Origin of the sequence: Shewanella maritima, from assembly GCF_043643735.1 — a bacterium.
Taxonomy (GTDB): domain Bacteria; phylum Pseudomonadota; class Gammaproteobacteria; order Enterobacterales; family Shewanellaceae; genus Shewanella; species Shewanella maritima_A.
Genome location: NZ_JBHZSM010000004.1, coordinates 245,061 through 265,040 on the forward strand (window position 1 = coordinate 245,061; position 19,980 = coordinate 265,040).

Annotated in this window: 14 protein-coding genes and 1 tRNA gene; 4 read left to right on the top strand and 11 right to left on the bottom strand. The window is 40.6% G+C overall.

The genetic code is table 11. The features are described 5' to 3' along the window. Nucleotides 1–582: 582 nt before the first annotated feature. Nucleotides 583–807 (top strand): hypothetical protein, encoded by a 225-nt coding sequence (locus ACHUGF_RS07000; RefSeq protein WP_394130069.1) that lies wholly within the window; start codon nucleotides 583–585, stop codon nucleotides 805–807. Between the two features lie 177 nt (nucleotides 808–984). On the opposite strand, the gene hrpA is transcribed toward ACHUGF_RS07000, so the two are convergent. The 3 genes from hrpA to ACHUGF_RS07015 form a co-directional block, all read right to left on the bottom strand. Further along, nucleotides 985–4,860, bottom strand: coding sequence for an ATP-dependent RNA helicase HrpA (hrpA, locus tag ACHUGF_RS07005; RefSeq protein ID WP_394130070.1), 3,876 nt, complete (start codon nucleotides 4,858–4,860; stop codon nucleotides 985–987). 83 nt (nucleotides 4,861–4,943) lie between these two features. Beyond that, entirely contained in the window at nucleotides 4,944–5,360 is a 417-nt protein-coding gene (locus ACHUGF_RS07010; RefSeq protein ID WP_394130071.1) for a CBS domain-containing protein, read from the bottom strand. A gap of 246 nt (nucleotides 5,361–5,606) precedes the next feature. Further along, nucleotides 5,607–6,614: an isoaspartyl peptidase/L-asparaginase family protein gene (locus tag ACHUGF_RS07015; RefSeq protein WP_394130138.1), complete on the bottom strand. Its 1,008-nt coding sequence runs from the start codon at nucleotides 6,612–6,614 to the stop codon at nucleotides 5,607–5,609. 156 nt (nucleotides 6,615–6,770) lie between these two features. Between ACHUGF_RS07015 and ACHUGF_RS07020 the strand changes: the two genes are divergently transcribed. Continuing rightward, a complete protein-coding gene (locus ACHUGF_RS07020) occupies nucleotides 6,771–8,618 on the top strand; it encodes an autotransporter assembly complex protein TamA (protein WP_463602280.1) in 1,848 nt (615 codons plus the stop codon). Then, on the top strand, nucleotides 8,615–12,574 hold the full coding sequence (gene tamB, locus ACHUGF_RS07025; RefSeq protein ID WP_394130072.1) for an autotransporter assembly complex protein TamB: 3,960 nt from the start codon (nucleotides 8,615–8,617) through the stop codon (nucleotides 12,572–12,574). The genes ACHUGF_RS07020 and tamB overlap by 4 nt, the downstream gene beginning before the upstream one ends. A 78-nt stretch (nucleotides 12,575–12,652) precedes the next feature. Here tamB and rplY read toward each other — a convergent pair whose 3' ends face one another. From rplY to ACHUGF_RS07040, 3 genes are all read right to left on the bottom strand, one after another. Further along, the gene (rplY, locus tag ACHUGF_RS07030; RefSeq protein WP_394130073.1) at nucleotides 12,653–12,940 is read right to left on the bottom strand and encodes a 50S ribosomal protein L25; all 288 of its coding nucleotides are present in this window, start codon (nucleotides 12,938–12,940) and stop codon (nucleotides 12,653–12,655) included. Nucleotides 12,941–13,076: 136 nt separating this feature from the next. After that, a complete protein-coding gene (locus ACHUGF_RS07035) occupies nucleotides 13,077–13,625 on the bottom strand; it encodes a peptidoglycan L,D-endopeptidase MepK (protein WP_394130074.1) in 549 nt (182 codons plus the stop codon). Nucleotides 13,626–13,945: 320 nt separating this feature from the next. Further along, entirely contained in the window at nucleotides 13,946–15,418 is a 1,473-nt protein-coding gene (locus ACHUGF_RS07040) for a L,D-transpeptidase family protein (protein WP_394130075.1), read from the bottom strand. 245 nt (nucleotides 15,419–15,663) lie between these two features. Here ACHUGF_RS07040 and ACHUGF_RS07045 point away from each other — a divergent pair, with 245 nt between their 5' ends. Beyond that, a complete protein-coding gene (locus ACHUGF_RS07045) occupies nucleotides 15,664–15,939 on the top strand; it encodes an HU family DNA-binding protein (protein ID WP_394130076.1) in 276 nt (91 codons plus the stop codon). A gap of 63 nt (nucleotides 15,940–16,002) precedes the next feature. Here ACHUGF_RS07045 and ACHUGF_RS07050 read toward each other — a convergent pair whose 3' ends face one another. From ACHUGF_RS07050 to ACHUGF_RS07070, 5 genes are all read right to left on the bottom strand, one after another. Then, nucleotides 16,003–16,842 carry an acyl-CoA thioester hydrolase/BAAT C-terminal domain-containing protein gene (locus ACHUGF_RS07050; RefSeq protein WP_394130077.1) on the bottom strand — a complete coding sequence of 280 codons (840 nt, stop codon included), beginning with the start codon at nucleotides 16,840–16,842 and terminating at the stop codon, nucleotides 16,003–16,005. Between the two features lie 568 nt (nucleotides 16,843–17,410). Next, nucleotides 17,411–17,496 (bottom strand) — tRNA-Leu (locus ACHUGF_RS07055). A 244-nt stretch (nucleotides 17,497–17,740) separates the two neighbouring features. After that, nucleotides 17,741–18,067 carry a hypothetical protein gene (locus tag ACHUGF_RS07060; RefSeq protein WP_394130078.1) on the bottom strand — a complete coding sequence of 109 codons (327 nt, stop codon included), beginning with the start codon at nucleotides 18,065–18,067 and terminating at the stop codon, nucleotides 17,741–17,743. Nucleotides 18,068–18,205: 138 nt separating this feature from the next. Beyond that, entirely contained in the window at nucleotides 18,206–19,078 is an 873-nt protein-coding gene (gene rluB / locus ACHUGF_RS07065; RefSeq protein ID WP_394130079.1) for a 23S rRNA pseudouridine(2605) synthase RluB, read from the bottom strand. A gap of 231 nt (nucleotides 19,079–19,309) precedes the next feature. Then, nucleotides 19,310–19,873 carry a dihydrofolate reductase family protein gene (locus ACHUGF_RS07070; RefSeq protein WP_394130080.1) on the bottom strand — a complete coding sequence of 188 codons (564 nt, stop codon included), beginning with the start codon at nucleotides 19,871–19,873 and terminating at the stop codon, nucleotides 19,310–19,312. Nucleotides 19,874–19,980 lie beyond the last annotated feature (107 nt).

The window sequence follows — 19,980 nt, forward strand, 5'->3', positions numbered from 1 at the left end:
GCTGCGCTTTGATATCAATACAAATAAAAATAGCAGCCTAGGCTGCTATTTTTATGCTTATTCGGAGCACAATAACCCAGAAGGTTACTTATGGCTCATTCACAAACTTACTCTTCTTCAGTCGGTAATGACTCTAAAACATCATCTTTAACTTGATAGTAAGCACTTTCGTATTCATGAACTTCCATGATGACTCCAATTTTAGTTAGGTCGCTGTAGGGGCAGGTTCACCTTATTTTTAGGTTAAAGTTTACTGTGTAGTATCACTTTACCGAGTGGTGTTAACCTTGCAGAGATGAAGAGTACCAATCACATTCTTCATGCTGTGCATTATAACAACAGTTATGTCAGATTCACATAGAATTACAGAAAACTTTCAGTTTCGTTTGTGAAACGCATGAATATTGTACAAAAATATAGATTTAAGCTGAATAAAAACTGAAAGTCTTACAAGGTGCGCAACAGTTTTTATATCTTAAATACCTAGATTACAATTTTTTTACAACCAAACAATCTACCTTACCTGTTCCACAAACTGCTATATGTTAATAGACCCTTGGTTATCATTTTGGGGGAGTCATTATGAATAACGTTGTTGAATATGAAGCTGGAGTGTTGGTTGATCTCGTAGCAAGTGGTGATAGTACACGCATTAATATGTTTATGGATAGCATGGGGATGCCCTATGATGTGCAGGATAAGCTGATCAGTGAGTTGATGGCACTAGACAGTATTAATCAAGATCAAGTTGCAGAGATACTCGAAAATAACACTATGCACTCGCTATCTTCTCACTTAACATTTTAGTCGAGAATACATGTAGTTAAGTTAAACATTTCTTAACGGCGAGCAATACTTTAACAGTCACAAGCTTTACACTGGCACCAAAAAGCCGATCTCAAAATGAGATCGGCTTTTATATTTTTACTCGTTGCTGATAAAGAATTAGCCAATGACTATGGTTAACAACCGAAACTAATATAGCTATACGCTATTGATTTGATTCATCACCCGCTTTTCTGAAATAGGGTATGCAGTACCTAGCACTTGAGCAAAGCAGGAAACACGGTACTCTTCTATCATCCATCTGGCTTCAATTAATACTTCTGGCATTGGTTGCGATTTTGGTACCTTGGCCATTTGTGCCTCAAGTGCTTCTTGTACTTTATTGACGCTATGCATGTGTAACCTGTCTCGATTAGGATCAACAGGTAACTTGTCTAATCGATTCTCAATAGCCAGTAAATAGCGCTTAATATCAGCCACTTTTTTCCAGCCACAATCTGCCACAAAGCCTTTATATACGAGTTTATCAAGTTGAGTTTGAATATCACTCATAGCAAAAGCAATATCGAGACTGATCTTTCCTTTCAAACGCTTCTTAACACGCTGATAGACTGTCAGTACTTGTTCAACATCTAAAGAGATCTTTTCAGCTGTTGGGTTCAACTCTTGTCTCACCCAATCTTTTGCTTGATCAAACTGAGCTTGGTCACGCACATCAAACTGTTTCTCATCGAGCAATTGCTGCACGGCGGCATTGATGATGTCTTCAATGAGGAACTGTACTTGTCCAAATGGATTAAAATACATCGCCAATTTAGCTTTGTTGGGCAATTTTTGCTGAAGATGCTTCACTGGAGAAGGAATATTGATTAATAGCAGACGGCATAACCCTACTCGATGATGTTTACGAGCTTCATGTTCATCATCAAACAGTTTAATCTCAACTTCTGATTTATTATCAACCAGTGCAGGGTAAGCTTTTACTTCATAACTGCCCTTTTTCTGTTGAAACTGCGCTGGTAATGCACCAAAGTCCCATTGGGTGATGTGTTGTTTTTCAATGCCCGCATCAGCGACATTCCGAATGGCTTTTGCCACAACACCTTGTAGTTTGTCTCGCAATGTATCTAAGTTTCTGCCTTGGTCAACAATTTTGCCTCGATCATCTTCAACTTTAAAATTAATATGAAGGTGAGGCGTTAACTGCCCTAAATCAAAATCTGTTACTGCAATTCGTGTCCCCGACATACGTAAAAGCTGTTTACACATAGAATCAAGCATGGTCATTTCAAATGGTTTCATTGCTTGAAAACAGGCTCGGGCATAATCAGGCGCAGGGACAAAATTACGACGCAGGTTCTTAGGTAAAGACTTAATCAAGGCGATAAGTTTCTCTTCCCTCAAGCCTGGTACTAACCAATCAAAATCAATACTGTCTATCTGATTTAATAATCCGACAGGAATAAGTACTGATACGCCATCATCAATAGCGCCAGGTTCAAAGTGGTAACTGACCTTTAATGCTAAATTGCCTTTGTGCCATACATCTGGGAAATCTAAAGCTGAGATGTGCTCTGCATCCCGCTGCATGAGCATTTTTACATCGAAATTCAATAGCTCTGGTGTTTTTTGCTTTGTTTGTTTCCACCATTTAAAAAACAGCGGCGCATTATAAATACCAGCAGGGATTAACGGTTCGTAAAAGTCCACTAGCACTTGTTCATCAACCAAAATATCCCGACGACGAGATTTGTGCTCCAAATCTTCAATGTCATTTTTTAGCTTTTGGTTATTGATAAAAAACGCTTCTTTAGTGTGTAGCTCACCTTCAGCTAAGGCAGAACGAATAAAGATCTCTCTCGCTTCAACCGGGTTGATAGGGCCATATTGAATGCGGCGGCGATTAACGACTGTAAGACCAAACAACACTTGATTTTCAAATGCGATAACACTGGCAGGCTTGGCCTCATAATGAGGCTCATTATGTTGTTTTTTAATTAAATGAGCAGCCAGGGATTCCAACCATTGAGGTTGGATTTTGGCACAGCATCGGGCAAATAAACGTGATGTTTCCGTCAGCTCAGCAGCCATAATCCATTTAGGACCTTTCTTCGCAAGTGGCGATCCTGGGAAGACAAAGAACTTTCGATTACGTGCACCAATATATTCGTTATTGTTATCTTTAAAACCAATATGGCTTAGTAGCCCTGACAATACGGATTTATGCAATGATTCATAATCGGCGGGGTTGTCATTTAAACGCCATTTTAAATCATGTACGGCTTGCCTTATCTGACTGTATAAATCTTGCCATTCGCGCACGCGTAAGTAAGCGAGATATTCATCTCTACAACGTTTCCTAAACTGGCTTGCTGACAATTCACGCTTATTATCTTTTAGGTGATCCCACAGTAATATCCAACTGGTGAAATCAGAATCTTTATCGTTGAATCGTCGGTGACATTCATCTGCCGCCTGCTTTTTATCAATTGGACGCTCTCGGGGATCTTGAATCGATAAACCTGATGTGACCACAATCGCTTCATGCAAACAGTCTTGCTTCTGGGCTTCGATGACCATTCTAGCTAATCTTGGATCGAGTGGGATTTTGGCTAATGTGCGACCAAGCTGGGTGAGCTGTAACTGCCCTTTCTTATTATTAACGGCTTGCAGTTCTTCCAGTAACAAGAAGCCATCTCGAATATGTTTTTGTTCAGGCGGTTGGATAAATGGAAATGCACCAATATCACCTAAGCCAATCGCGAGCATCTGTAAAATGACTGACGCTAAGTTAGTCCGTAATATTTCAGGGTCGGTAAACTCTGGCCTCTGAATAAAGTCTTGCTCGTCATAAAGACGAATACAAATACCTGCCCCTACACGGCCACAGCGACCTTGACGTTGGTTAGCACTGGCCTGAGAGATGGGTTCAATGGGTAATCGTTGCACTTTCGTGCGGTAACTATACCGACTAATTCTTGCCGTACCAGGGTCAATAACATAACGAATCCCTGGAACAGTCAAAGAGGTTTCAGCAACGTTGGTTGCTAATACAATGCGTCTGCCAATATGGCTTTTAAATACTTTTGATTGCTCACCGTATGACAGCCGCGCATAAAGCGGTAATATTTCAGTATCACGATATTGCTGTTTACGCAGCATATCGGCGGTATCACGAATTTCTCGTTCACCATTCATAAATATTAAAATATCACCCGGACCTTCTGCCATTAACTCATCAACGGCTGCGAAAATACCATCGGTCACATCAAGATCGGCTTCATTATCTTTTACCAGTGGTCGGTAACGAGTTTCAACAGGATAAGTTCTACCTGACACTTCAATCACTGGTGCCTGATTAAAGTGCTTAGAGAAGCGCTCAACATCAATTGTTGCTGAGGTAATGATCACTTTTAAATCTGGACGTTTTTGGAGAACTTGCTTTAAATACCCCAAAATGAAGTCGATGTTCAGACTGCGTTCATGCGCCTCATCAATAATAATGGCATCGTATTGATTAAGGAATTTATCTGAAGTCAGTTCAGCTAATAAAATACCGTCAGTCATTAGTTTAACGTAACTATCTTCATTGATAGCATCAGCAAACCTGACTTTAAAACCAACCACTTCGCCAAGTGGGCTATTGAGCTCATCCGCTACTCGGCTTGCCACACTTCTTGCAGCAAGGCGTCTAGGTTGGGTATGACCAATCATACCGCGGGTACCCAAGCCTAATTCCAAACATATTTTTGGTAACTGTGTGGTTTTACCTGAGCCGGTTTCACCAGCTACGATCACGACCTGGTTTTGGCTAATGGCCGCGGCAATTTCGTCGCGTTTTTGCGAGACAGGTAACTCTTCTGGATAAGAAATGCTAGGAATACTCTCACGTCTCAACGCAGCTTTGGCAAAAGCCTTTAATGCAATAGACTCAAGCTTGGCCATTTCTTTAGCTTTTTTCTCAGCATTTTGTTCTTTCTTTAGTCTAAACAAACGACGACGAATATAAGCAGCATCAAGCTGATAACACTGATTGAGGTGTGATTTAGAGAGAGGGTGGAGATCCGAAGTCAAGATTGAGTCCCTTGCCAATAATCAAAATAGCGATCCTAGCAAGGAACATCACACATTGGTATGGTTTTTCTGTTGAAAAGACGCTAAGCCGGCGATAAATAACACTGCTGCATGTAAGTATTCATGGCATTTAGCACGTTAGTTCGATTAATAGTACCAAGTACCTTGCCATTATTAATTACTGGATAGATTTTTGGTTTTGCACCTAACATTTGCTCAGCTAACTGCAAAATACTCTCGTCAGGTTTAACTGATAGTACATCTGTTTTCATACAATCAGAGACGGTACTGGTTAAATCACAGTGATAACTGCTTTTAAGCATCACGGCTAGACAATCTTGCTGTGATAAAAATCCCACTAACTCACCGTTATCACCAACCACTGGTGCGCCGCCTTTTTTACTATCAAGTAGCAGTTCTACAGCAATCGCCAGCGACATATCTGATTTGAGTAATACAGGCTGTCTATCCATATGTTCGCTAATTTTTATTGAATCCATAATGTCCCCTTATCCTTGTTTCATCTTCGCACTTGCCACTGCTATATGAATATCAAGGTTCAGCTGCATTAGCGCATTAATACCCTGAACGGCTAGAAAGCAATATTCATAAAACCATGTGCTTTACTATTCAGTGTAGACAAGATTGGTATATTAGGAATAAATAAATTCCGATTGTGGTCATCGCTAATGCCATCAAAAATCACATTTTGATGGCATAACGTCGAGATACATTGAGTAAAGTGGCTATTGATCACGCCAAATCATGACTTGAGCTTGTTCACCACTTTTACGAGTAGCGCGGTACATACCACCGGTATTAAACGGAGTGGCAATATTTCCGCGGTGATCAATGGCTATCACGCCACCTGTTCCGCCTGCAGTAATAAGGCGCTGATTTATTACCTCATCTGAGGCCTGGATAATAGATTTTTTTTGATACTTCACTTTGGCACAAATATCGCCCGCTACCTGATAGCGAATAAAGTACTCCCCATGGCCCGTAGCAGAAACCGCACATACGCCATTTTCTGCATAGGTGCCGGCGCCGATAACAGGAGAGTCACCGATACGATTATAACGTTTCGCTGTCATGCCGCCTGTTGAAGTACCCGCGACAAGATTACCGTTTTTATCAAGTGCAACGGCTCCCACTGTACCAAACTTGAACTCATCATCTAATCTGGCCACTGAGGCCTGATAATCACCATCTTTTAATTCACTTTCGATTATTTTTTTCTTGGCTGTTTGGAGTTGCTCATATCGATGAGGCGTATCGAAATGTTGATTAGGTACCAGTTTATAACCTTGAGTTAACGCGAACTCTTCCGCCCCCATTCCATACAGCATCACATGCGGTGACTTATCCATTACGGTAATCGCTAAGTCGATAGGGTTTTTAATATGTTTTACCCCTGATACCGCGCCAGCATTCATTGTTAGACCATTCATAACCGATGCATCTAACTCATGTGCCCCCTCGAATGTATATACCGAGCCAACACCAGCATTAAACAGTGGACTATTTTCTAAAATATTTATCGCCACTTTAACGGCTTCAATACTGTCGCCACCGTCAGATAGTACCTGGTAACCACTATCAACGGCCTGCTTTAATTTGTCACGGTAAGCTTGTTGCTGCTGCGGCGTCAAACTTGCCTTCGCAATGGTCCCTGCTCCACCATGAATAGCGATTGCAAAGGGCTGGTTTTCTGTATTTGCTTGTGCCATGAAGGGAGTCAATGCTGCTGACATTATGGTCAGTGAAAGGCCAAGACACTTTATTGATTTATTCATTTTTGCAAGTCCTTGAAATAATGTTTTTTTAATTCGATTAATCACGATGTTAGCTTGCGACTTATTGAGTTTCTAGCGACAATATACTCATATCAAACTTTTGCCGGTCATAATTTGTCTTTCTCTGTTTTAAAAGCGTTTTCAATTGCACTTATCAGCATAATACTGCTGATAATCTCCCCTGCTCTATTGGCAAAACCCAACCTTACAATCAATGTTAAAGGCGTGACTGAGCAACTAGAAAATAATGTCCGAGCACATCTCGGTACTCAGCCTACCACAGCAGTTGAACGTCGTGCATTCTTATTTAATGTTAATGAAAACGTTCAAGCTGCATTACAATCAATGGGTTACTATCATGGTTTGATAAATACTGAGATCTCTGAAGAGAGTGGAAAACCTTGGCGTCTAACAATTGATATTACCCCTGGTGATCCCGTTATCTTGCAATGGGTAGATATCCAATTTGATGGTGAGATGCTAAATGATGACAGTTTTGAACGCTGGTTGAGCACCATATCATTAACGCCAGGACAAACACTTAATCATGGTGAGTACGATAAGGTAAAAAACCAACTCCTCACTTTATCGCTGGCAAGGGGTTATTTTGACGGCCAATTTACTAAATCAGAAATTAGAGTCAATCGTGATACCAATACCGCACAAATCAACCTACACTTTCACTCAGGTAAGCGATATCAATTTGGTCAAGTGACGTTTGAAGGGCATGATTTAAACGACAATATTTTAACGGCACTTGTCCCATTTGATGACGGTGCACCTTATGCTACTCAGCCACTTAATGCACTCAACCGCAACCTGCTAGACTCAGGTTATTTTTCAAGCATTAAGGTGCTGCCAGAAGTTGAGAATATTGAAAATAATTTAGTCCCGATTAATGTCTCTCTCACACCTCGTCCCAGTCACTCTTTAGAAGTTGGTTTAGGTGTTGATATTGGTAATAGCACAGACTCCAGCGTTGAGCCTAGAGTCAGGCTAACTTGGCGTACACCACAACTAAACCGTTATGGCCACTTCCAGGAAACCACGACGGAATGGTCGCCTGATCGCCCCAAGCTATTAACAACTTACACGATACCATTAACGCATCCATTAGATGACCAGCTCAAAATTAAACTTGGTTTGATAAGAGATAAATATGGTTTAACACAGGTATATAAGCCAGATGAGCTTAAATACAGTAGTACTGGTCAGCTTGAGTCTACCAGTTACCAATTTGGTGTCAGCCGCCAAACCCGTTCAAATAATAATTGGCTTTGGGGATATACCGTTGAAATGGTACGTGAATTCTATGATCAGTCATCTCAAGAATTTGACCCGAGGTTTATCCTTTTAGGTGCAGGTATTACCAAAACAACTCGTGGGGATAATACCTTAGACCCCAAATCGGGTTTCAGACAAACCTATTCAGTGCAATATGCTAACCCATCTTTAGGCTCTGAAATTGAATTAACACGCTTTCAGGCGCAATGGAAATGGATTGATACCTTCTTTGATAACCATAGGTTTGTGGCGCGTCTTGACTTAGGTGCCAATGTGGTTGCCGATGAAGACTTAGCTCAAGTTCCGCCTTCACTTCGCTATTTTGCTGGCGGTGATCAAACTATTAGGGGGTATTCATATAACGAATTAGGCCCCTATATTGAATATACTGATTCTGATGATCAGCTTATACGTGAAGTCGTCGGTGGACGCTATCTGGCTATTGGAAGCTTAGAGTATCAATATTATCTCACGCCAACATGGCGCGTTGCCACCTTCGTTGATGCAGGTAATGCATTTGATAATAATCAATTCGAACCTGTGGTATCTGCAGGTGGTGGAGTACATTGGATCTCTCCAATTGGCCCAATAAAATTTGATGTCGGTGTCGGTTTAAAAGAAACAGAAACAGTTGCACGCTCATGGCGCATCCACTTAACGATGGGGACTGAGCTATGAATACGTCTCCTGCACCAGCACAATGCCCCACACAACCCACCCGCTTAATAACGTTGCTCAAAAAGGGGCTAAAAGGGGCTAAGTGGACCACTCGCACTCTGCTATATGTACCACTAATATTGTTAGTGTTATCTGCTCTGCTCATCAGCACCCCATTTGGGACTCATGTGAGTGTATATCTGGCTGACAAATTCGTGCCTGATCTCAGTCTTGATTACCATTCAGGCTCTCTTAATAAGCAGTTACAGCTTAATCACGCAAGTTGGCAGATGAATGGCGTTGCAGTTGAGGTTGATGACTTGCATCTTGATTGGAACCCAGTTTGTTGGCTCTACAAACAGCTTTGCGTCAATCAACTGAATGCCAGCCGTGTCTTTGTGGCTATTTATACTGATGAGTTTGATGAGGATGTTGATTCTCTACCAGAAAAAGCGTTAGACATTGAAAGTATTGAACTAACAGATAGCGATATATTGCGCTTACCCTTTGATATTAGCTTGACACAAACGTCACTCAACCAAATCAATGTGATTGTCGATGACATGAATTACGGCGCCGACAATATAACAGGTAGCGCTATCTGGAATGAACCAGGGCTACAGGTAGAATACCTCACAGCAACAGGTTTATTTGCAAATATCCCTTTATCAGACACAGATTCAGCCACTGATAAAGATGCTGACACAGAAGTATCCACTGCGGCCGTTTCTAAGAAAATAGAAACAAATTCAAATGAATCGAAACCAAGTGGCCTAAAAACAGACAAGCAAACAACAAAAAGTGCAGATAATCAATTTCCAGACTGGGCAATGGCTAACCTGCCTAAAGCAGCAATGCCCTTTCCACTATTTGTAAAGTCACTTAACACAACAAACAATCAACTTACCTTAGGGCAACGTACTGACAAGTTTGAATATATTCATATACAAGGCAGCTATATTGGCAGCCAAATCAGTCTTAGCAAGCTCGATTTCGCCCATGACTATGGCAAAGTTAAATTAATCGGAAACATAGACCTCGATGATGATTATCCAATGGATATTTCATTGCATGCAGATGTTAACCATATCGATGAAGTTGAAGGGTTTGTTGACCAGCAAATCGAACTGACGCTTAAACATGGTTTTAGTCATCTTGAAGTCGAATCATCAATCAGTGGCGATTTATCTTTAACGTTAATTGGCACCATTAATCTTGCAAATCCGTCATTGCCCTATAAAGCTAATATCAAAAACAGTCGATTATATTGGCCTTTAACCGAACCTGAGTATTTTGCCGATATCACCGAGTTAGTCAGTGAAGGTAATCTGCAACAGCAACATTTTGAACTCAATACACACTTTGAAAGCCCTTTTCAACCAAGGTTGTCGATAAACAGCAAGGGGGTACACCAAGAAGAATCATTAACGTTTTCTAAACTAGAAATAGACTCCACGGCAGGAAAAATTCACGCCAATGGCTCGCTGAATTATCAACATGGTATTGAATGGCAAGTTCAAGTACAAACTTGGTTACTACAACTCCAGCAAATCCCAAGTTTAGAACAGTATCAGGTACTAAGTAGTGAAATTAATGGCGAGTTATCAAGTCATGGCTATTATCGAGACAATCAGTGGCAAGTGGCCGTCGACCATGCTGATTTAGATGGGGAATTAAATGGTCAGCAATTAAATGTTGTAGGACAAGTGAGTATCAATGAAAAACTAGCTATCAATGCAACAGATCTTCAAGCTAACATGCTTGGTGCCTCGCTTACCTTAAATGGCACAACTGATAATAACTGGGATCTGGATGCAGAATTATCGGTTCCAGATTTGGGCATGTGGCTCGCTGGTGCAGAAGGTAAAATATACAGTGTTGTAGATGTAACGGGTAATAGCCAAGAACCCGACATTGACTTGATCACGCTAGTTGAAAATGTGAGTTATCAAGACATTAAAATTGAACGTTTAAACCTTGTCGGTGATTACAAACCGACGAGAGAGCATCGTTTTAACCTGCATTTAGATGCTGTTAATAGTTATATTGCCAACTTAGACTTTAAGGATGTCGAGCTCAATGCTAATGGCGACCAGCTTCAACAAGAATTAAGTATAAACTCGATAGGCGATTTTAATTTAGCTAGCCAAATTGATAGTCAAACAAACTTCGAAAAACAAACCATTGATGCACAAATTAATCAGCTAGATGTCGACCACTTACTTGGGCTGTGGCGTTTAGACTCAACGATTATTGCATCTTGGGATAACCAGACCCAGCAAGGCAAAGTACAACCATTTTGCCTCGTTCACCGTCAAAGCCAGCTTTGTCTGAATGATAACACTGACATCGGCAGTTCTGGACAAGCACAGTTGTCACTCAAAGGCCAACTTGGGCAAATATTGCAACCGATTTTACCTGACAATATCACTATAGACAGCGGTATTTCATTGCTCACAGATGTGATGTGGCAACCACAACAAAAACCAATAGTCGACTTAGAACTTGAACTTGAATCAGGACATATACAGCTACTTCGAAAACAGCAAGAAGCATTGATATTTGAATACCAAACATTATTAATGAATAGCCAGCTAGATGAAACTCAGTTGAAGGGTGAGTTGCTTTTCGAATCAGACAGTATCGCCAATATCAATAGTCAGTTTGCTATTGATATCACCCCTGAGAAAGCACTTTCGGGGAAATTCAATATTGGCAATATGAACCTGCAAAGTTTCGGTAGTTTCTTCCCACAATTTTCTACATTGCAAGGTGATGTGTCAGCGGATCTCATTTTAGGTGGTTATTTGAATGATCCAAGTGCAACCGGTAAATTATTGATAAACCATGGCGCAATGGCATTAGCTGCAAACCCTACACTCATTGATGAATTAAACTTAGAGCTAATCTTACATGGTCATCAGGGACAATTTGATGCAAACTGGCAGATGGGTGATGGTAAAGCGATAAGTCAAGGAGACCTGTATTGGCCTCAGGGCAAATTTGCAGGAAATGTAAAGATTACCGGAGAGAAGCTGGCAATTATTCAGCCTCCTCTCGCCATTCTTGATGTTTCGCCCGATATTACATTGGTTTTTGATACAAACAAACTGGACATTACAGGTGAAATCAGTGTCCCATCTGGCGAAATTACAATCGTACAATTACCAGAGAATGGCGTACCATTATCAGACGATGTTGTATTTGATGACTCCATTTCAGCACACCAACAAACGCAAAACCCATATGAAGTGAACTCACAATTAAGTATCAACGTTGGAAATAATCTCAATGTAGATGGTATGGGCTTACAAGGTCAGCTCGTCGGTACGCTCAACCTGAACGATAGTGCTGGTCAGCCTCCCTTATTATTTGGTGACATTCGGGTAACCAACGGTAGCTATAAATTTATGGGCCAAACCTTGACGATTGATAAGGGTGAACTGCAGTTTACCGGTCCCATAGAAGTAGCCAACCTAGATATTGAAGCAACAAAAGAAATTAAAGAAGAAGATCTAACTGCAGGTGTTAGAGTCACAGGAACCACGATACAACCCGAAGTAACTATTTTTTCAAATCCAGTAAAAGAGCACGCTGAAGTCTTATCGTATATTTTAACGGGTAAAGGCTTTACCAACGCAGATAGCGACCAGAGTAATGCCATGATGATGAGTGCAGCATTTAGCTTAGGTACGCAACTCGGTGGCGGTGCCATTAATAATATTGGGAATACGGCGGCTAGCTTAATTGAGAGAATTGGTTTTTCCAACGTACAGCTTGATGCCAATGATGATGGCCGTGTTGCTGTCAGTGGTTATATTGGTGACGATTTGATGATCAAGTATGGTATTGGTGTATTTAATCCAGGCTATGAAATGACGGTCAGATACTATCTAATGTCACAGCTATATCTTGAAAGTGTCACAGGTGCAATCAGTCAGTCACTCGATATTTATTACAGTTATGACATCGAATAGCGGTTAATTGATAGCTCAAAAGTGAAAATTAAGTCATAAAAAAAGCGCCATATAGGCGCTTTTTTCGCAAACAGCTAATTAAGCATATTTGAAGTCAATGTGTTCAACCATAGGCTTGAACGAGTGACGTTGGATAGCTTGAGTGCGAACTTTGATTTCTTTACCTTCTAACACGATAGTTAGGTCAGTCGTGTAGAACTCATCATTCAATTGAATGTTGATGATATCTTTGTGAAGTAAAGTGATAGATACAGGCTCTTTACCTGGACCGTAGATTACTGCAGGAAGTTTACCTTCGTGACGTAGGCGGCGGCTCGAACCTTTCCCGATTTCAGAACGTGCTTCTGCATTAATAGTGTAAGACATGATTAACTCACTTATATAGAAAATAATAAATTGCCATCAGTGATAACGTTTGTTTTCGACCAACATCCGTTATGTGAATGACTCAAATAAAGCGCGCGAATACTAACATAGCTACACTCACGTCACAAGAGATTAATTACCAAGACCTCACTGGCCCCGAGTCCACATGAACAAAGCCTGAGCGTGGATAATAACCCACTCCACCTAGTTTGAGTGATAATGCGGCTTGACGAACATCGGCTAGATTTACTCCAGGTATAGCGATATCCATCGCCATCCCTTTCATATGATAACTTTTCTTTGCCACACCGTTACTACGAGATGCTAACATCTGGTTTGTATGGGGAGAACGATAACCCGAAATAACATGGATCTCTTTGTCAGTTTGCAATTGAGATTGTAATGTATATAAATATTCAAATAATCGCTTGTCCATTGGCGCTGCTACATTTTGCCTGTGATCACGCAACAAGTGATTAAATTCAGTAATAATATCGGCTTGATATTGGCCATCAACCCAAAAATCACCTTTGAACCTTTCGCCAGTATGACGGTTATAAAAACTTAATTGCTTAGCACCAACAGTTGAACGACTTGCAACTGCTGGTTTAGGTAACATAGTCACCAAAGCGGCCCCACCAATGCCAAACAACATTTGTCTACGACTTACACACTCAACTGACATTCACGCTCCGGAATTGCTGCTTTTTTAATCGATTGAGCAGCAAATTAAAGGTAAATGCGAATAAATGCAAGTTTAAAAAATCCCCTATAGCTAGCTATAATTAACACTTTCACAGATTTTGTACGTATTTTTAACAGGTTAAATCTAAAAAGACTATGATGAGCTCAACAATTAATAAAAGCCATCTATTTGAAATTGATCACATAACTTCCTAATAGAGGTTACACATCAATAACAAAATGTAGTGACAAACGACTAAGCGAATTTCCATTCCAATTTTATGGTAAATAAAAGCAATGTAAATGTGACAAGATAAGTGATTATGGGCGGTTGAGGCTCAACATAGACTCGGGGGAAGTATCAGCAAAACGATGATAAATGTCATCTCTATATTGGGCAACAAATTGCTCATTGACCCATGCTGGCCAATACACAAAATGCACAGGTAAGTGTTTCTTCAACGAAAACCATTGAGTGGTTTGATAATCATCTTGAAGCTTAATCCACGTGCGTTGGTCTTTCACTAGGTTGTTTGCAAACCATTGAGCCAGTTGATCAATTTTTTCTATGCGCACACAGCCTGATGATAAATCTCGTTTAGCTTCGTCAAAAAGTTGTTTGTCTGGCGTGTCGTGTAAATACACATTTAAATCATTTTTAAAATGTATTTTATAGCGCCCCAAAGCATTATGTTTGCCAGGTCTCTGAACCAAACGGTAAGGGAAACGGCCAGCAGCGAGTTGTTGCCACTGCAGTGGCTCATATTCAACTTTCGCCCCTTGCTCGTCAAAAACATCAAATTGCTGCTCAGCTAAGTAATGACCATCCTGATGAATTTTAGGTAACACATCTCGGCGCATTAGCTTACGCGGCACTGTCCAAGTTGGGTTGATGACAATATTAGAAATACTTCCTTTAAATACGGGGGTTTGCCTATATGCCCTACCGACAATGACTTTTGAGGTCATCACCAGCTGATTATTGTCTACAAGCATCATTTTGTATTCGGGGATGTTTACCAATAAGTAACTGGGTTCAATAGTGGCTAAGTAAATAGTTTTATCGACAAAACTTTGAGCTAAATATTGTGCCCTTTGATAGGGGGTTGTATTTAGCCAATGCAAGGTTTGAGGCCCAATAACACCATCAGATTTTAAACCGTGCCGTTGCTGGAATTGTAAGACTGCATCATATAGTTGATCATTAAATTGTCTATGAAGTTCAGGCCAAGGTTCGGCCATGTCACCTAGCCGATATAAACGTTCTGCAATAAAAGGAATGGAGCGATGGTCATCATTTAACCTTAATAAGCCTCCGGGTTGAATAGCAGGCCATTCATAGTGTTGCTGTAGCCAAAGTAACCTTCTAATATTATTTGTGATAGCAAGATAGTCTACCGAATTAGGTTCTAACGCAAAGACTCTTGATTGGGGTAATCCATCGGCGTCTAATTGGTGATAAGGCAAACTGACATGCTGACTTAGCCAGTATTGAGCAATTTGAGTCTGTATTTCATCCATATACTCCAATTGCTCAGCTTGAGAGCCTGTTTGCATCACATCTAGGTATTTACGCCATTTCATCGTTGGTGTAGCCAAAGAGAGCAATTGAAGCTGCTCGGTTAAACTTTTTTGTGCCGCAATATTCAATTGGCTAGCATGAGCCCTTGGAACACAAAGTAACGCACAGCAAAAGATGATACCGAGGAAGAAGGTACCGAGGCGGCTTGAGGTTTGTAAAACAGAAACAGCCCAGCAAGCATGAATGTCACAACAAATATTCAGTCTAAGCATACATAGAGTATGGCAAATATATCTGATTTAGGTGTGACACTCAGATGACACAAGCTAGCTTCATACCTTAGTGTGACAAGTTATAGCTATCTTTTGCACATTTTAAATAGTCTGCTAATTCAACAAACAGTTATAAATTTAATCAGTTAAGCTGCCTTCAGATGAATAACACTTCACCTTCCCTACTTTTAGGCAGTAAACCTTGGTATAAATCAGCCAAACACACATAAACACATATTTTTGTGATGAATAAACAGCAACTTTCAGCCTCCATGGCAACACAGGTGGACATCTCTAAAAAACATGCCCATGACCAACTATCTGTCATTCTATCGACAATTCATCAAGCACTGACTGAGGGGGAGAAAGTCTATATACCACAGTTTGGGACGTTTGAGTTACGTTACCATTTAGCCAAACAAGGTCGAAATCCACAAACCGGTGAAACAATCGAGATAGCAGGTTTTAATCAGCCCAGTTTTAAAGCTGCGCCGAAGTTAAAGACTGTCCTTAACCCTTAATCAATCGCCCACATAGCTTTAGATTAGCGTGTCGTACCAAGGCTATGTGGTTGATTAAACAACTTATAAATTGAGGTGTTTGATTAATGACTGATTCATTTGAGTGTTAGAGTCTAAAAACTCATAATCAAGTAGATGTGGTTTATCGTAGCTGATGTGCTGACATTGTCCTGCTACATTGCTGTTCATTTGCTGACAAATTTGCTCAGCCATTCGTGTTGCTGGCCAAATCTCATCCTGTTTTCCCGACATCAACAATACTTGCGCGGCAATATCCTGTACAGGAATATCTGCCCGACTTTGATCGTTACGGTTATCAAGTGACTGAGTGTATAAATCCACTAAACCATTAATTGGCCCAGTTGGATTAAATGAGACATGTTGTAATGATGTGCCATGTTCAGTCCAACTTGAATTAGGTACTTTGGTCCAATCTTGTAATATTCCAGCCCATATGACCGAACTGGGTGCAATAGCCACTACACGTGAAATACGGCTATCACGAGATGCGATTAAAAGCGCTAGTTCCGCACCTTTTGACCAACCCACGACCATTAACTTATCTGTTTGTACGTTTGGCTGAGCCAACAACCAATTAATCGCGGTATCAATATATTCAACAGGTATATTTTCTAGCTCATGTGGTAAACCTTCACTGTTAAAGTAAGCAAGTGCGAGTGTAGGAAAACCAGCATCAATAGAAACCTGAGCCAACTTATTTGGTACGCCCCCTTCAGAGCCACCCAGCACTAAAACAGGCACTTTGTTACTGTTAACACTTGAAGGAGTATATTGTCCAACAAAACCATGTGATTCAAAATCTAACCGTTCTGAGGATGCGTGAGCATGGGACATAAATACTAATATAAGAAGACAACAGAATTTCCAAAAATGCACTGACATAATTAACCATATCCTTTAGCTTAAAAGTGAAGTACCAATTCTAAACACTGAACAACGTAAATACTGTATTACACAAACGAAGACAACACAGTGACAACTGGAAACAATAAATGAGTCTGTAGCAATATGGTTGGGTCCCCTCTTTTAATTGCTTTGGGCACTCTAACTAAGCTAATAAAATATGGCAATAAATCAGTTGAATAGATTGGGTGTAGAAACTAAAACTAAATTGCCTAAAAACAAAACAAGCAAGTAGAATATAAGTGGCATGCTTTCTGTTCAGACAGAGCCCGAGGGATTCATAATTATAGATAACGGTTTGAATGGCAGATACAACTATTAATGGTAGATCACCCCGACTTGCGTTGAGGATATCATGACCGTCACTTTGAAGAGGTTAATAATGATACCCGAGGCCAGACTACTCTTTAAAACCAAAGTGGCATGCCTTCTGTTCAGACAGAGCACGAGGGATTCATAATTATAGATAACGGTTTGAATGGCAGATACAAAAAATCCCCAACTTGCGTTGAGGATTTTATGTCCATCACTCCGAAGAGTTTAATAATGGTACCCGAGGCCAGACTTGAACTGGCACGCTTATTCAGCGAGGGATTTTAAATCCCTTGTGTCTACCGATTCCACCACTCGGGCAAACTTTTAAAGCAAAGATTGGTATCGTTACTTTTAAATTTTGCTTCAACTAACAAGCTTGTTGCCGTTGAATGAGTGCATACTTTACTGATTTTTTTATCGCAATCAACTAAATATTTCAAATTTATTGTTAACTGCATTAAAAAGCAGCTATTAGCTTAATTATTTTGCACCAATAGCTGCATTTTCTATCAAAAATCAGAATTAAAGCGTGTTGCAAGTAAGCCACAAAAACCAAACTTGCTTATGGTTTAACAGGTGTTAAGCCCTTTTCCCTTGCTTCAATTGCTTCGTCTAACTCAAAGCCGCCTTTGATCCAGTTTGTTGCTTCTTCGACAGAGAACTTCTCTTCCATCCATTCTTTTGCAGCTTCTACGCTGAATTTTGATTGTGCCCATGCCTGAGCATCATCGACTTCAAAACCACCTTTACGCCAATGTTGAGCAGCAGCGGCATCAAAACCCGCCGCTTTCCAAGCTGATATATCACTTTCAGACATGCCTTCCCAAGATGGTGCTGAAGCACAACCTATTAAAACGAGACCCAAAAATAACAACAAGAATTTTTTCATGTACAACTCCTTTATACATAACGAAACAACTCATTTAACCCTAGTTCAGCATGTTGATTTCGCAAATAAAACAAAAGAATTCTTCACTAGACATAAAAAAGCCGCTAATTAGCGGCTTAATCATTTAATAAGAAGTTATCAGCTTCTTCTGCGTGAAGGCTTTGGCTTACTGCCAGTCACTTTGTGCTTACGGACTGCACGACGAATTTTAGCGCTTTTCACTTTCGAGCGAGAAACAGAATGTTTATCTGTACCCAAGAACGAGCGCGTTTCAAGATCTAAGCCTGCAAGTTGACGTAAATAGTTAACTTGCTCCATTGTTAGCTCAGTCCAACCACCACGAGGTAGGGATTTCGGAAGTTCAATCATGCCATACCTTACACGGATAAGACGACTTACCTGCACTTCTTGCGATTCCCATAAACGACGAACTTCGCGGTTACGTCCTTCGCGTAATGTAACATGCCACCATTGATTAATACCTTCACCACCAGCAGGCTTTACGCTATCGAAGTTGGCAGGGCCATCTTCTAGGGTTACACCATTACGTAAACGCTGTACTGCAGCCTCTGGGACTTCACCAAAGGTTCTTACAGCATACTCACGCTCAACTTCATGTGAAGGGTGCATTAAACGGTTGGCTAGCTCACCATCAGAAGTAAATAACAATAAACCCGAGGTGTTGATATCTAAACGGCCAACCGCTACCCAACGTGAATCACGTACTTTTGGTAATCGTTCAAAAACAGTTGGTCGACCTTCAGGATCCTTGCGAGAACAAATTTCACCTTCAGGTTTGTGGTAGGCTAAAACACGGCACACCACATCATCGGCAGACTTCACTGAAACAGCTCTGCCATCAATTCTTACTTTTGCATCAGACTCAATGCGATCGCCTAATTTGGCAATTTCACCGTCAATACTAACTCGACCTGCAGCAATCCATGCCTCCATCTCACGACGGGAGCCATGGCCTGCACGGGCCAAGACTTTCTGCAATTTTTCGCTCATTAGTTGACTCTTTATATAATCTTTTATCTGTCAGTACGTTAATCGCTCTGACTCGTAGCATCTTCATGCTTATTCATCTGGAAAGGCTGCTTGACTTAGCAAGCCCTAAAAGTGGCTAAAGTATACGCGTAATGTGCATTTACTCAAACTAGAAACTGATATCTGGGTTAACTTAAGGTTAAAAGTGACAAACTTGTTAACACAAGCCTTGTTTTATCACTTTATTTAACATTAGTCATAGCCAACTGAGTAATGCAATTGCACAAAGTCATTTGCAAAAGCAGTGGCTTTAGCTTGTTGAAGCTTTACCGAATTGGATAACTCGCCAAAAAGCGGTATTCCTTTTCCTAATATTACGGGTACTTGAGTTAACACCAAATTGTCAATTAGCTGTAGATTTAGAAATGCGGTAATTGTTGTGCCACCATCAATATAAGCATGTTGATAACCTTGCTCAGAGAGCCGCGCTAATATGGCTGGAATATCCCCTGATATCATGTTCACTTTGCCAATAAGGCTCGTTGGTGGCGCTGTTAACGTATGACTTAAAACAAATACTTTAACGCCTTTATAAGGCCATTGTTCATCGGTTAAATTAAAACTGGCTATCTTTTCCATGCATTTACGCCCCATGATCATGCAATCAACTGAGGCTATAAAATCACTGAAGCCCATGTCAGGGTTGTCACTCATGTAAGCTTGAATATTACCTGAGGTATGAAGCCAATCTACACTGCCATCTTCCGCGGCAATGTAACCATCTAGACTCGCGGCAATAAATACTGAACATTTCATGAAATAGTCTCGATAAAAAATTGAACATGCAAACCAGTAACAAAATCACTGTCTGTGAATGCATAATTATAGTTGCTAAATAGCTAAATTATTTAGGAAATGATGAG

What these genes read in the sequence shown, in the direction of transcription:
- tamB (WP_394130072.1), top strand. Translation starts at nt 8,615, where the DNA reads ATGAATACGTCTCCTGCACCAGCACAATGCCCCACACAACCCACCCGC.
- ACHUGF_RS07000 (WP_394130069.1), top strand. Translation starts at nt 583, where the DNA reads ATGAATAACGTTGTTGAATATGAAGCTGGAGTGTTGGTTGATCTCGTA.
- ACHUGF_RS07010 (WP_394130071.1), bottom strand. Translation starts at nt 5,360, where the DNA reads ATGGATTCAATAAAAATTAGCGAACATATGGATAGACAGCCTGTATTA.
- ACHUGF_RS07070 (WP_394130080.1), bottom strand. Translation starts at nt 19,873, where the DNA reads ATGAAATGTTCAGTATTTATTGCCGCGAGTCTAGATGGTTACATTGCC.
- ACHUGF_RS07040 (WP_394130075.1), bottom strand. Translation starts at nt 15,418, where the DNA reads ATGCTTAGACTGAATATTTGTTGTGACATTCATGCTTGCTGGGCTGTT.
- rluB (WP_394130079.1), bottom strand. Translation starts at nt 19,078, where the DNA reads ATGAGCGAAAAATTGCAGAAAGTCTTGGCCCGTGCAGGCCATGGCTCC.
- ACHUGF_RS07045 (WP_394130076.1), top strand. Translation starts at nt 15,664, where the DNA reads ATGAATAAACAGCAACTTTCAGCCTCCATGGCAACACAGGTGGACATC.
- ACHUGF_RS07035 (WP_394130074.1), bottom strand. Translation starts at nt 13,625, where the DNA reads ATGTCAGTTGAGTGTGTAAGTCGTAGACAAATGTTGTTTGGCATTGGT.
- ACHUGF_RS07060 (WP_394130078.1), bottom strand. Translation starts at nt 18,067, where the DNA reads ATGAAAAAATTCTTGTTGTTATTTTTGGGTCTCGTTTTAATAGGTTGT.
- ACHUGF_RS07050 (WP_394130077.1), bottom strand. Translation starts at nt 16,842, where the DNA reads ATGTCAGTGCATTTTTGGAAATTCTGTTGTCTTCTTATATTAGTATTT.
- ACHUGF_RS07015 (WP_394130138.1), bottom strand. Translation starts at nt 6,614, where the DNA reads ATGTCAGCAGCATTGACTCCCTTCATGGCACAAGCAAATACAGAAAAC.
- rplY (WP_394130073.1), bottom strand. Translation starts at nt 12,940, where the DNA reads ATGTCTTACACTATTAATGCAGAAGCACGTTCTGAAATCGGGAAAGGT.